This is a genomic window from Mycobacterium sp. (assembly GCF_044370595.1).
In the GTDB taxonomy this organism is placed as follows: domain Bacteria; phylum Actinomycetota; class Actinomycetes; order Mycobacteriales; family Mycobacteriaceae; genus Mycobacterium.
The window spans coordinates 32217-46931 of sequence record NZ_JBILVF010000003.1 but is presented as its reverse complement, the minus strand read 5'-3'; the positions used below and the strand labels follow the sequence as shown (position 1 = coordinate 46931).

Genomic DNA, 14715 nt, shown 5'->3' with positions numbered 1-14715 from the left:
GTGGTCTGCATCACCGTCTGATCCCCCGACCCGGCGGTGGTGCAGGGCATCCTTTGTGGGCCAGAGGGTGGCCGTCGCTGGAGCGGAGGGGATTCCAGCGCCGGTCACTTCTTGGTTTCGGGGTGCCGCGGGCCACCGTCGGGCGGGCTGTCGACCAGGCCGGACTGCACGAGGGCGGCCTCGATGTACTGCTGTACGGGCCGAGCCTGGAAGAACCCGGTGTGACCGCCGCGGTACCAGCCGATATCCGGTCGGCCCCAGTGCTCCCATAACTGGATGACCTGCTGACGGGGATGAACGATACGGTCGGCCACCCCGGCGTAGATGAACCGGCCCTGCGGCGGCACCTTCGGCTCCATCGACAGGGGTGAAACCATCTGGCCGATCGGTTTGGCCAATTCGATTGTCCGCCGGCGTGGGTCACTCTTCGGCAGGCCCGAATGCCGGCCGAGTAATTCGACCAGATTGGACGGCGGTACCCCGAGAATGGCGCACGTCAGATCATCGTCGAGGCTGGCCACCAGTGCCGCGATGTAACCGCCCAGCGAGATGCTGTTGAGGCCGACTCGAGCGCCCGGGTGCTCGGATCGGATCCAGGCGATCAGCCGGCGCACATCCCAGACTGCCTGGGCAGTGCCGTGTATGTCGTCCATGACGTTCTCGCCGGGGAATACCGCTCCCTTAGGAAGGCCCCTGGCCCGCGGTCCGTGCATCGGCAGTACCGGCAGGATGACGTTGAGGCCGAAGTCCTCGTGCAGGTGCCAGGCCCGGAACAGGGTCAAATCGAGTGCGGCGCGACCCATTTCGGTGCCGTGCACACATACCAGCCATGGCCGCGGTTGTCCGGGTTCCTCATCGCGGTGCCGCAGCATCAGCGCGTAATCGCGGCGGTTGCCGGGGTAGCTCATCCAGCGCTGCGCCCCAGGTTCGCCGGGGTGCGGTTCATAGCCGCTGTCGAAGGTGATCCGTTCGTGGGTCCGACCGCGGGTGGTGAATGATCGGATCGACACGTCCGACGGTGCCGGCGGAGCGGTGAAATAGCTCTGCGGCTTGTCCAACCAGCCACCGTCGGAGTAGAACTCGACCGCGTCGTGAACCTCGCGGTTGATTTCCTCGTAGGCGGCCGGGTCGCTCAACGGGCGTCGCCACAGCAGGCCGACGAGTACCAGTTCGTCGCGCAGTGCGTGAGTAGCCAGGGACAGCGTTGGCCGTGCTTTGGGAAGATCGCCCTGAGTGCCGCCGAGATAGGCACTCCATGACCGCGCGTAGAAACCGCCCGCCTTTACGAAGGACCCGGTGAAGGGGCCGACGATGTCAGTGAGCGGGTTGCGACCGGCCGGTGGCTTGCCGTTGTCAGACTTGCTCTGCGGAGCAGACACGGCCCCGACGGTAGCAAATCCGTGGCGTAACGGAAGGGCCGTAGGCCCACAGATTTTGGCAGGTCAGGACGGTTGGCGGTGGCTGCCACTTCGTTGTCTGCCGCCGCAGCGGATCCAGCTGTCGGCCTGTGTAACGGCGACGGCCCCGGAATCAGCGATCCCGGGGCCGTCATCGGTGTAACGCGTCGGTGTAACGCGTCGGTGTGACTCAGAAAGCGGCTTCGTCGAGCTCCATGACCTCGTTGTCCAGCGCCTCCACCACCTGGCGGGTACCGCTGAGCAACGGGAGGAAGTTCTTCGCGAAGAACGACGCTGCGGCAATCTTGCCCTCGTAGAAGGACCGATCGGCGCCCGCCGCGCCGGCATCCAGGGCGGCCATGGCCACCGCCGACTGGCGAAGCAACAGCCAGCCCATCACCAGGTCACCGACGCTCATCAGGAAGCGCACCGAACCTAAGCCGACCTTGTAGATGCTCTTCGGATCCTCCTGCGCGGCCATCAGGTAGCCGGTCAACGCGGCCGCCATGCCCTGGACATCCTCCAGCGCCGTCTTGAGCAGAGCCCTCTCGGTCTTGAGCCGGCCGTTACCGGACTCATTCTTGACGAACTCCTCGATCTGCCCGGCGACATGGGCCAGCGCCACACCCTTGTCCCGGATGATCTTCCGGAAGAAGAAGTCCTGGGACTGGATGGCGGTGGTGCCCTCGTACAGCGAGTCGATCTTGGCGTCGCGAATGTACTGCTCGATCGGGTAGTCCTGCAGGAAGCCCGAACCGCCCAGGGTTTGCAGACTCTCGGTGAGCTTTTCGTAAGCCTGCTCCGAACCGCAGCCCTTGACGATCGGCAGCAGCAGGTCGTTGACCTTCATCGCCAGTTCGGCGTCGACGCCGTTGACCGCCTGGGCGACCTCGGGATCCTGATAGGTCGCGGTGAACAGGTACAGCGCCCGCATCCCCTCGGCGTAGGCCTTCTGAGTCATCAGGCTGCGGCGCACGTCCGGATGGTGGGTGATGGTCACCCGCGGAGCGGTCTTGTCCATCATCTGGGTCAGGTCGGCGCCCTGGACCCTCTCCTTGGCGTACTCCAACGCATTGAGGTAGCCGGTGGACAGCGTGGCGATCGCCTTGGTGCCCACCATCATCCGGGCCTGCTCGATGACGTCGAACATCTGGGCAATGCCCTCGTGAACCTCACCGACGAGCCAGCCCTTGGCCGGAATGCCGTGCTGGCCGAAGGTCAGCTCGCAGGTGGCCGACACCTTCAGACCCATCTTGTGCTCGACGTTGGTCACGAAAGCGCCGTTACGTTCGCCGGGCTCGCCCGTCTCGGGATCGAAGAGGAACTTGGGAACGAAGAACAGCGACAGGCCCTTGGTGCCCGGGCCGGCACCCTCGGGGCGCGCCAGGACCAGGTGCAGGATGTTCTCGAACAGGTCGTCGGAGTCGGCGGAGGTGATGAACCGCTTCACACCCTCGATGTGCCAGGAACCGTCCTCCTGCTTGACCGCCTTGGTGCGGCCGGCACCGACGTCGGAACCGGCGTCCGGTTCGGTGAGCACCATGGTCGCTCCCCAGCCGCGTTCGGCTGCCAGCACAGCCCACTTCTTCTGCTCCTCGGTGCCGAGGTGATGGAAGATCTGGGCGAAACCGGCACCGCCGGCGTACATCCACACCGCGGGGTTCGCGCCCAGGACGTGCTCATGCAGTGCCCACAGCAGAGCCTTGGGGGCGGGCATGCCGCCGAGTTCCTCGACCAGTCCCACTTTGTCCCAGCCGCCCTCGATGAAGGCGTGGACAGACTTCTTGAAGCTCTCCGGCAGTGTCACCGTGTGGGTGTCGGGGTGGAACACCGGCGGGTTGCGGTCACCCTCGACGAAGGAGTCGGCAAGCGGGCCTTCTGCGAGTCGGGCCATCTCGCCGAGCATCTCGGTGGCGGTGTCAGCGTCGAGGTCGGCGAACTGACCCTCGCCGAGGGCCTTGTCGACCTCGAAAACCTCGAACAGGTTGAAGACCTGGTCGCGAACGTTGCTCTTGTAGTGGCCCACGATTCCTCCTCGGTGAGAACGCCACACAGGGGTTGGGTACTCGATACAAGTTACCCACCAGTAACATGGTTAAGCTATCCACTTTCGGACCTAATTGCAAGCGGCTGTGATCCACCGCACGAGCGGTCAGTCCTGCGTCGCGGCCTCGGGGTCTGCGCCCGCTGCGGAAACCTCGGCGGGTGACTCCGAATCAGGCAGTTGCGAGACCAGATGCGCGGCGAGTTCGCCGATCGTCGGGTAGTCGAATACGGCGGTCGGGGTGATGTCGAATTTCCCGCCGAACTGTCCGAACAGCCGGTTGCGCAGTTCGACCGCCATCAGCGAATCGGTGCCGAGGTCCAAGAACCTGCTCGTGGCGGCAGGAGGTTGCGCCAGCCGCAGGAAACCCTGAACCTCGCGCTGCAGGAACTCGGTGATGAACGCCGTCCGCTGGGCCACCGGGATCTCCTGAAGTTGCCGGAGCAACTCGCTGTCTCCGGACGCCGACGCGTCGTCGGTCGGCAGCACCTGGTCCAGCAGCGGCGGGCGGATACCGCCCAGCATCTTCGCGGTGCGTTGCCAGTTGGCTTTGAGGACCGTCGCCTGCGCAGTTCCGTGCCGGATGATCTCGCTCAACGCAGCCAGCGCCGCCGGAGGCTCCAGCGGCATCATGCCCTGGGCGCTGAGATTGGCCACTGCTGCCTGTGAACTGGCCATGCCGCCGCTTCCCCACGGCCCGAAGTTGGCGGCGGTCGCGGGCAGCCCGCGCGACCTGCGATGGGCGACCAACCCGTCGAGCATGGCGTTGGCGCATGCGTAGTTGGCCTGGGACGGGGAACCGAGCACCGCCGATGCCGACGAGAACAGGATGAAGAACTCCAGATCGTCGTCCAGCGTCAACCGGTGCAGATGGTGGGCGCCCAGAGCCTTGGGCCGCAACGTCGTCCGGAACCGGTTCAGGTTCTGTTGGGGCAGCAGCGCATCATCGAGGACGCCGGCCAGATGCGCCACACCGCCCAGGGGCGGCAACTCCGAACGGATCCGGCCCAGCAGTTCGGCCACCTCGGACTCGCTACCGACATCGGCTGCGAAAACGTGGACCCGGCAGTGGAAACGCTCGGCGATCGCCGCGATGGCACGTTCGGCATCGGCGTCGGGGCCGCTGCGACTGGTCAGCACGATGTCACCGGCGCCGAGTTGGGCCAGATAGGCCGCGGTATGCAGCCCGAGTGCACCGAGCCCGCCGGTGACCAGGTAGCTCCGATCTGCCCGGGGCTGAAGCGGTTTGGGCATCTGCACCACGATCTTGCCGATGTGCCGCGCCTGCTGCATGCGCCGGAACGCGGTCTTGGCCTCGGTCAGCGGATAGACCTCGGCGGGCACCGGCGTCCACTCACCCTTGGCTAACCCCTCGGAGACCTCAACCATCAGCTTCTGGATGTGATCGGGGTCGGTCATCATCGTCACGTCCAGTGCGATGACCCCGTAGTCGATGTCCGGACGAACCGCCGCCATCTGCTCGGGAGTCCAGATGTCCCGCTTGGCAATCTCGGCGAACCGGCCGGCCTGGGCGGTGGCCCGCACCGTCGCCTCGATGAAGCCCTCATTGGTCAGGCTGTTGAGCACTACGTCGACGCCTGCACCATCGGTGTCAGCCAGGATCTGGTCGGCGAAATCCGTCGTTCGCGAGTCGTAGACGTAGTCGACGCCCATGGCGCGCAGCGTTGCGCGTTTGTGCGCGCTGGCCGTGGCGAAGACTTCTGCTCCGTGGTGCCGGGCCAACTGGATGGCCGCCATGCCCACGCCACCACTGGCGGCGTGGATGAGCACCCGATCCCCGGGCCGCAGTTGGGCCCAATCGAAGGCGAGTCGGGCCGTGAGCGCGGCAGCCGGTATGGTCGCCGCGCCCACCGGGTCGATGCCGTCAGGAACCGGCGCCAGTAACTGCTGGGGCACATTGAGTCGGCTCGCGAACGCGCCCTGCATGGACCCGAAGACGCGCTGACCGATGTGGTACCCGGACACCTCGGACCCGAGTTCGGTGACGATGCCGCACAGGTCGCCACCGATCGGGCCGGGATCGCCCGGGTACAGGCCCAGCACGTTGAGCACGTCGCGGAAGTTCAGGCCGGCGGCCTCCACCCGGATCTGGACTTCATTGGGAGCCGGCGGTGTCACCTCGGCCTCGGTCAGGCGCAGGTTGTCGATCGCGCCGCGCTCGGTCGGGGCCAGCACGTAGTCGTCGGAGCGTGGCATCGGCAGATGTCCGCTGCGGGCCCAGTGCAGCAGTCGGGGCACCAGGAATCTCCCCTGCCGCACCGCGGTTTCGGGTTCAACCACCGGTGTGCCGAGGGCGCCGGCCAGCCAACTCAGCGACTCCTCGGAGCCGTCGGAGTCAACCAGTCGGCAGCGCAGCGTCGGCTGCTCGGCGATGATGGTGCGGCCAAGGCCCCACAGTGCTGCGTTGACCGGGTTGACCGGCTCGCCGGGTTCGGTCGCCACGGCGTGTTCGGTGACGATCCACAGCCCGCCGGCCAGGTTGAGCTTCTCCTGGCCCAGCGCGGTCTGCGCGGCGCCGAGCACAACGCTGATCTCGGCTTCGAGACGCGCCGCCAGTTCGGTCGTCGGTCCGTCGGCATCGGGATGCCCCGCGCCGCGCCAGACGATCCCGGTGACCGGTCTACCACCTTCGGCGGCGACAGCGAAGGCCTGCTGCCAGGCGTCCGGGTCGTCGGCGGGGTCGATGACGACTGCGCCGTCGAGTCCGGTTGCCAGATCGTCGAATCCGGCGATCAGCCAGGTGCCGTCGGCCGTGGTGGCCGCGCCGTGTTCGGCGGCTGCCGGCGGGGCGGATTCATGCCAACCCAGGGTGTACAGCAGCCGGGTCGCGTCCCCACCGAGCCCACGCAGCAGCGCCTCCCGGGGTGCCCGCTTCACGGTGAACTCGGTGATACCGCCCAGTCGGTGGCCGTCGCGATCGAGGAAATCGATGTCGAAGACCTGCGTTTCGCCGTCGACGCCGCCGGCGTGCCAACGGGCCCGGCAGTAGAACCGCCGCGGCATCCGCTCGCGCAATTCGACCTGCCCGTAGCGCAACGGCAAGAACAGATCCGAGACTCCGTGTTCGACTGCCAGTAGCGCGGGGAACGCCGGGAACGCGACGCCGGTGCACAGGTCCAGCAGAACCGGGTGGATGGGCTCGCTGCCCAGATGCTCGGCGAGTTCCTCTCCGACCGAGACGTCCCCGATCGCCTCACCGGCAAAGTCACCGGAGCCGATCCACAGCGACTTCAGCGACGTCGACCACGTCGGCCCCCAGGCCAATTCCATATCGTGGAACGTCTCGAACAACTGCTGCGGGTTGATCCGACTCAACCGTTCGATCGCCTCGTCCACCGGGGTCTCGATGGCCTCGGGAGCCGCCGTCTCGGGTGTCGCGGCGTCGGTGTCCGCCCCCGACAGCAGGCTGCCGTCGGCGTTCAGCGACCACTCGGACTCGCGGACACCGGAGGGGCGGCTGTGCACCTGGAACTTCCAGCCGCCACCGGCCTCCAGCGGCCGCAGCGTGAGCTGAACCTCACGGGAGGCCTTCTCCGGCAGGATGATCGGCTCATAGAAAAACACTTCCTTGACCCGCGCCGGTGCCCCCGCCGCAGCCAGTGCCATCGCCGCGTAGGTCGCACCCGGCACGACCACCGTGCCGTAGATGACGTGGTGGGCCAGCCACGGCTGCGTCTTGACCGACAGCACGGTGCTGTAGACGGTGTCCCCCGAGGCCAGATCCTTGGCACTGCCGAGGATGCCGGACATCCGAACGCCGTCGGCACCCCCGCCCACCATCCCGGACGCTTTCGGCCAGTAACGGCGGCGCTGGAACGGATAGGTCGGCAGTTCCAACCTGCGGCCCGGGGTGTGCTGCCTGGCCGTGAAGTCCGGCCGGTGTCCGCAGACATAGGTCGTAGCCAGGGCCTCGGTGATCTGTCGTTGCGCGTTGGCGCCCTTGCGCAGCGACACAATCGTGGTCGGGGCCGCCGCTGACTCCGGCCAGACCGACAGCGCGGCGGCGGTGAGGATCGGCTGCGGGCCGATCTCCATCAGTACCGTGGCGCCCAATCGCGCCACCGTCGCGACGCTTTCGGTGAACTGGACGGGCTGGCGGGAGTGCCGACGCCAGTACTCGGCGTTGATCGGGGTGTCGGCCGTCAGGACAGCTCCGGTCCTGTTGCAGACCAACGGCCGGGTCGGCGGGGCGTAGGTGAATTGCTCGGCGAAGGATTGGAATTCGTCGAGGACGGGGTCGAGCAGTTCGGAATGGAACGCGTGGCTGGTCTCCAGCCAGGTACAGCGGGCGCCGTCCTGGCTGCAGGCGGCGACGATCTGTTCCAGATCCTCGCCGGGCCCGGACAGCACCGTGTTGCGCCCGTTGTAGGCGCCGACGGAGACCCTCGGGAACGCCTCGGCGGCGCGCACCACGTAGTCGGGGTCGGCGAACACCGCCACCATCCGACCGCCCGGCGGCAGGCTGCCGAACAGCCGGCCGCGTTCGGCGATCAGCCGTGCACCGTCCTCCAGACTGAACACCCCCGCCACACACGCCGCTGCGTACTGGCCCACACTGTGGCCCAGCACCGCATCAGGCTCGATGCCCCAGGACTGCCACAACCGGGCCAGACCCATCTCCACGGCGAAGATCGCGGGCTGGGCAAAAGACGTGTGCCGCAACGTTTCCGCAGCCTCACGGTCGGTGGACAACAGCACTTCCAGCAGCGGACGCGGCAGCATCGGATCCACCGCTTCGGCGCATTGACCGACGGTGTCGGCGAACACCGGTTCGGTGTCGAACAACTCCCGGGCCATACCCGGGTACTGGCAGCCCTGCCCGGGGAAGAACCACGCGGTGGCCGGCGGGTCGGTGCACTCGCCGCGCAGCACACCGGGGCGTTGCCGGTTGGCCACCAGATCCTCCAGCAGCATCCTGGCCTCGTGCACCGAGTTCGCGACCACGGCGGCGCGGTGCTCGAAATGGGACCGGCCCGCCCCCGCGGTGAAACACACGTCGGAGATCGAGGCCTCGGGGTGCACCTCCAGCCAGGTCGAATAGCGCTGCGCCAACGCCGTCAGACCCTGCGCGGACCGGGCCGACAACGGCAGCACCGCCCATGGTTCGCGGGGCGTTCCGGCCTCGTCGGCGGTGCCGTCGACCATCTGGTCCGATGGCGACGGTTGCGGCGCCTCCTCGATCAGGACGTGCGCGTTGGTACCGGTGAACCCGAAGGAACTGACGCCGGCCCGGCGGGGGTGGCCGTTGCCGTGCCACGGCGTCGGCTTCTCGACGACCTGCACCGGCAGCGAATCCCACGGGATGTGCGGATTGGGACTCTGGAAGTGCAGATTCTGCGGGAGAAGCTCATTCTCCAGCGACAGCACGACTTTGATCAGGCCGGCGGCACCGGCAGCGGACTCCAAGTGCCCGATGTTGGTCTTCGCCGTTCCCATCAGCAGCGGCCGGTTCGGGTCACGTCCGACGCCGTAGACCGCGGCGGCCGCCTGCACCTCGATCGGATCACCGAGTGGTGTGCCGGTGCCGTGTGCTTCCAGGTAGTCGACATCCTCGCCGGCCAGACCGGCCCGCGCCAGTGCGGCGGAGATGAGTCGCTGCTGGGCGCCACCGTTGGGCACCGTCAAACCGCTGGAGGCGCCGTCCTGGTTGACCGCGCTGCTGCGGATCACCGCGCAGATGTGGTCGCCGTCGCGCTGTGCATCGCCGAGTCGCTTGAGGACCAGAATTCCGCAGCCTTCGCCGCGCACATAGCCGTCGGCTGCGGCGTCGAAGGTCTTGCACCGGCCGTCGGGGGCGAGCATCCGCGCCCGGGAAGCCGCGACGATCGACGCGGGGCTCAACAGCACGTTCACCCCGCCGGCCAGGGCCATATCGCAGTCGCCGGAATGCAGCGCCTGGACGGCCTGGTGGACGGCCACCAGCGAGGAACTGCACGCGGTGTCCACCGCGACCGCCGGGCCTTCCAGACCCAGGGTGAAGGCGACCCGACCGGCGATGGCGTTGAGCGCATTGCCCGTGATGAAGTGGCCTTCGAGGTTCTCGATGGAGTCGCCCGACAGCAGATGCGCATACTCATTGGCGGCCACCCCGACGAAGACGCCGGTGCGGCTGCCCCGCAGCGAGGCGGGGGAGTAGCCCGCCCTTTCCAATCCCTCCCAGGTGACTTCGAGCATGAGGCGCTGCTGGGGGTCGATCCAGACGGCCTCGCGGGGAGAAATGCCGAAGAATTCCGGATCGAATCCGTCGACGCTGTCGAGGTATCCACCGCTGCGGGTGTAAATCTTGCCCGGCGTCTGCTGATCGGGGTCGTAGAACTCATCGACGTCGAAGCGGTCCTCCGGGATTTCCCGGATCGCATCCACCCCGCCGGCCAGCACATCCCAGTACGCGTCAGGATCGGCGGCGCCGGGGAACCGGCAGGCCACCGCGATGATGGCGATCGGCTCGTCGGTCGCCGAAGTCGCCAGCGAGGCCGGCGGGGCGGCAGCTTTCGCACCGGCGCTCTCGTTGAGGTTCAGCACGTCGCCGAGCAAGTAGTCCGCGACATCCGACAGCCGCGGGTAGTCCATGGCCAGTGTCGCCGGCAGTTCCTTGCCGACCCCCTGTTCCAGTCGGCGGCGCAGTTCGATGGCCATCAGCGAATCCATGCCGAGATCGAAGAACCCGGCTTCCTCGCGGATCTCGGACGCGTCGACGCGGGTCACCGCCGCGACAGCGTCGCGCAGGTAGTTGAGCACGAGTTTCCGGCGCTGCTGGACCGGTGCGGCGGTGAGTTGGTCGACCAGTGCGGTGCTGCCGGACGCTCCCGGCGCGGGGCTCGAGTCGGGCACCTCCCGGGCGACCTCGCTCAGCAGTGCCCGTCGGCCGGCCTGCAGATAGATCGGCAGGAAACGGGCCCAGTCGATCCGGGCCACCACGGCTTGTGGCGGGCCATCGGAACCGGCCGAGACGATGACATCGGCCATTCCGGCCAGAGCGTCGGCGGGGGAAAGGGTCTGCACCCCCCGCAGTTCCAGCTGCGCGCGGGCGTCCGCATCGGCCATACCGGCCGACCACGGCCCGAAATTCACGCTGACGGCAGGGATGCCCTGTTCGCGCAGGCGCCAGGTCAGCCCGTCGAGGAAGGCATTGGCCGCGCTGTAGGCGGACTGTCCGAAACTGCCCCACACCGAGGAAATCGAGGAGGTGGACAGGAAGAAATCCAGCGGGAGATCGCTGACCGCCTCACTCAGATACCAAGCGCCCCAGACCTTCCCGGCGAAAACCCGATCCACTTCGGCGCTCTCCAGCGTGGCCAGTGCAGTAGTGCCGTTCTCGCCCGCGGCATGGACAACGCCGGCCAGTGCCGGAAGTTGCGCCCGCACTTCAGCCATCACGCGAGCGACATCGTGCGGGTTGGCGACGTCGGCCGAGATCACCCGGACGGTGCAGCCGTAACTGTCGCCCAGTGCGGTGATGCGGCGTTGCGCGGCGTCGTCGGGCGTACGCCGACTGGTCAGCACCAGATAATTCGCGCCGTGTGCGGCCAGATACTCGGCGATCTCCAGGCCGATCGCGCCCAGCCCACCGGACACCAGATAGGTGGCATCGGAACGCAATTGCAGCTGTTCCGGCTTCGGTTGCCCGCTGCGCCGAACCAGCCGGGGAACATAGACCGTGGTCCCGCGGAGGGCGATCTGATCCTCGCCCGGCGACGCCGCGGCAACCTGTGCGATCAGCGGCGACCAGTCTTCGGCGCCGCTGCCGGACAGATCCGCCACACCACCCCACACCTGGGGATACTCCAGGGCGGCGGCGCGGCAGAATCCCCACAGGCTGCTCTGCTCGGGCGACACCCGGTCGGAATCGATGACTCGCTGCGCGCCCCGGGTGACCACCCAGATGGGGACACGCAGCTGCGCGGCGGCGCCGGCGCGGAAGAGCCGTTGCGTCCCGCCCAGGATGCTGTGCTGCATCCGCAGCAGCGACCGCATCGACGCTGAATCGGAATCGGACGCAGCGACATGCAGGATCCGCAGCATCGACTCGTCGGCGTTGCGCAGTTCGCCGGTCAGGCGGTCCTCGTCGGCGTCGGACGCCGGCAACGGCAGCACTCGGTAGGGGTGACCGCCCGCGTCCAGCGCATTGACCACCGCCGCTGTCTGCGCGTCATCACCGATGACCAGCCAGGTGAACTTCCCGGCGGGAGCGGGCGAGGCGAGTGCGGACTTCTCCCAGTGAACCGCGTAGCGCGCATCGGTGAGCGACTGAACGCTGCGCTGCCGATTGTGTTGGGCAGCAAACTTTCTGAGCACATCGGCTGTCGCCTGATCGCCATCGAGCAGTGCCGTGAGTTCGTCGATCCGGCCGTCCTCGAGAAGACCGACCGCGTCGGTGCGGCTGGTTCTCTCCGCGACCGGCGTCCGGATGGGTGCGCCCTGGTTGTCGTTGAACCAATACTGGCGGTGCTCAAAGGGGTAGGTGGGCAGGTTCACCTTGTGTGCCGGCTGGGGAACCACAGCGCCGAACTCGGGCAGGTGTCCGGCGACGTAGGCACCGGCGAGAGCCTCGGTGATCTGGCGGTTGTCGGCGACGTTGCGGCGCAGTGACGCGATCGCCTTGGGTGCGGTCGCAGGCTCCGGCCAGGCCCGCAGGGCTGTGGCGGTCAACACCGGCTGCGGACCGACCTCCAGCAGCAGCGTGCAGCCGAGTTCTGCCAGTGTCGCCACCCCTTTGGCGAATTCGACCGGTTGGCGGGAATGGCGGCGCCAGTAGGCGCCGTCCAGTTTGGCGTTTCGCCCGAGGGCCGCCCCGGTCCGGTTGCACACCAAAATCCTTTGCGGCGAGGCGAATTCGAAGCGACTCGCGTAGGCCTCGAATTCGTCGAGAGCCGGGTCCAGAAGCGCCGAGTGGAAGGCGTGGCTGGTGTCGAGCCATTCGCAGCGGACACCGTCGGCGCTCAGTCGGGTGACCGCCTGCTCCAGATCCGTACCGGGTCCGGAGAGCACCGTGTTGGCGCCGTTGAAGGCGGCCACCGAAAGGGTGGGGAACTCGTCGACGAGACGCTCAACCCGGTCCGGTGCGGCGAAGATGGCCGACATCCGGCCGCCCGCGGGCAGATCGCCGAACAGTCGGCCTCGCTCGGCCAGCAGTCGCGCCCCGTCTTCCAGGCTGAAAACACCGGCGACGCAGGCCGCCGCATACTGCCCGACGCTGTGGCCGAGGACAACGTCCGGTTCGAAGCCCCATGACTGCCAGAGTCGGGCCAGGCCCATCTCCACGGCGAAGATCGCCGGTTGGGCGTAGCGGGTCTGCTGCAGGGTCTCGGCGGCTTGGGCGCTGTCGGCGTCGCCGGTCCCGAAAATGACGTCCAGCAAGGGCTTTTCGAGGACCTCGGCGACGGCTTCGGCGCAGCGGGTCATGGTTTCGGCGAACACCGGTTCGGCGTCGAACAACTCCTTGGCCATGCCGAGGTACTGACTGCCCTGCCCGGGGAACAGCCAGGCGGTCTTGGGTTTGTCGGCGGAGTCTCCGCGCACCAGGCCGGGTGCCGGGCGATCGTCGGCCAGTGCGCCGAGCAGATCGCGGGCAGAGTCCACCGAGTCGACTACCAGAGCGGCCCGCTGCTCCAGGTGGGCGCGGGCGACCCCAGCGGTGAGGCAGACGTCGGCCAGTGAAGCCTCCGGGTGATCGCCCAGCCAGTCGCGATAGTTCTGCGCGGTCGTGGCCAGAGCCGCCGGGGTTCGCGCGGACAGCGGCAGCACCATGAATCGCCGGTCGGGTGGCTCTCCAGCGGGTGCCGGGGAGGCCTGCGGCGCCTGGCTGCTGATGCTCGGCGCCTCCTCGATGATCACGTGCGCGTTGGTGCCGGAGAACCCGAACGAGCTGACACCGGCGATCCGGGGCCGCTCGCTGTGCTCCCAGGCCATCGCCTCCTCGACGACCCGCACCGGGATCCGGTCCCAGGGAATATGCGGTGAGGGGTTACGGAAGTTGAGGTGTTTGGGCAGTTCGGAGTGTTCGAGAGCCAGCACGACCTTGAGGACACCGGCCACGCCTGCGGCGGCTTCCAGGTGTCCGATGTTCGTCTTGGCCGACCCGATGAGCAGCGGCCGCTCAGCGGCGCGCTCGGCACCCAGTGCCGCGGCGGCGGCCCGGACCTCGATCGGATCCCCCAGTGAGGTCCCCGTCCCGTGCGCCTCCAGGTAGTCGATGTCGCGGGGCGCCAGACCCGCGCGGTCGAGCGCCTCGGCGATGACCCGTTGTTGGGCGACACCATTGGGCACCGTCAGACCGCCCGAAGCGCCGTCCTGATTGACCGCACTGCCCCGGATGACCGCCCGGATCTGATCGCCGTCACGGATCGCGTCCTCGAGGCGCTTGATGGTAACGACACCGCAGCCCTCACCGCGCACATATCCGTCGGCGGCCGCGTCGAACGTCTTGCACCGGCCGTCGGCCGCCAACATGCGGGACTGGGAAAAGAGGATCATGGTGGCCGGGCCGAGCAGGACATTGGCACCGCCGGCCAGCGCGAGGTCGCATTCCCCCAGTCGCAGGGCCTGGCAGGCCTGATGGATCGCCACCAGCGATGAACTGCAGGCCGTATCGACGGTGACCGCGGGACCCTGCAGCCCCAGCCGGTAGCTGATCCGGCCCGCGCCGGCCGCCCCGGAGGTGCCGATCGCGAGATAGGCCTCGAAATCCGGGTAGTCCAATTCGTCGGAAGCCATGCCGAGGTAGTCATGGGTGGACAACCCGACGAACACCCCGGTCCGGGTGCCGGCCAGGGAGGTAGGGGCGATTCCGGCATGCTCGACGGCCTGCCAGGCGGTTTCCAGCAACAACCGGTGCTGCGGGTCCATCATGTTTGCCTCGCGGGCCGAGACACCGAAGAACGGGGCGTCGAACCCCGTCGCGTCATCGACGAAGCCAGCGCGACGGGTGACGATCTTTCCGGGTGCGGCAGGGTCGGGATCGTAGAACACGTCGGCGTCCCACCGATCCGGCGGAACCTCCGAGATCGCATCTTGGCCGTTGTGCAGTACCTCCCAGTACTGATCGGCATCGGCAGCGCCGGGCAGACGCGCGGCGTAGCCGATGATGGCGAAACGGTCCGCCTGCGAATGCTCGCTGGGTGACATTCGGTTGTACTCCCCCGCTACGGCTGGTGGACTCTTGAAGTGCGGGAGACCACGTCGTGGCCCGGGACAATCCGAAGAGCCGCGGCCCAGCTAAGGCTGGCTTGTCTTCCGGCGGCCAGTATTGCACGT

At 67.8% G+C, this 14715-nt stretch carries 3 protein-coding genes; all 3 read right to left on the bottom strand.

Going from position 1 to position 14715, the window contains the following annotated elements; all coding sequences use genetic code 11:
- Nucleotides 1-104: 104 nt before the first annotated feature.
- Nucleotides 105-1313: an alpha/beta hydrolase family protein gene (locus ADBZ5N_RS00995; RefSeq protein WP_526255631.1), complete on the bottom strand. Its 1209-nt coding sequence runs from the start codon at nt 1311-1313 to the stop codon at nt 105-107.
- 274 nt (nt 1314-1587) lie between these two features.
- Nucleotides 1588-3423 (bottom strand): acyl-CoA dehydrogenase C-terminal domain-containing protein, encoded by a 1836-nt coding sequence (locus ADBZ5N_RS00990; RefSeq protein ID WP_526255615.1) that lies wholly within the window; start codon nt 3421-3423, stop codon nt 1588-1590.
- A 126-nt stretch (nt 3424-3549) separates the two neighbouring features.
- Nucleotides 3550-14586: an SDR family NAD(P)-dependent oxidoreductase gene (locus tag ADBZ5N_RS00985; RefSeq protein ID WP_526255614.1), complete on the bottom strand. Its 11037-nt coding sequence runs from the start codon at nt 14584-14586 to the stop codon at nt 3550-3552.
- Nucleotides 14587-14715: the final 129 nt, after the last annotated feature.

Bases quoted from the DNA above. Each gene is read 5' to 3' on its own strand.
- ADBZ5N_RS00985 (WP_526255614.1), bottom strand. From the start codon at position 14,586: ATGTCACCCAGCGAGCATTCGCAGGCGGACCGTTTCGCCATCATCGGC.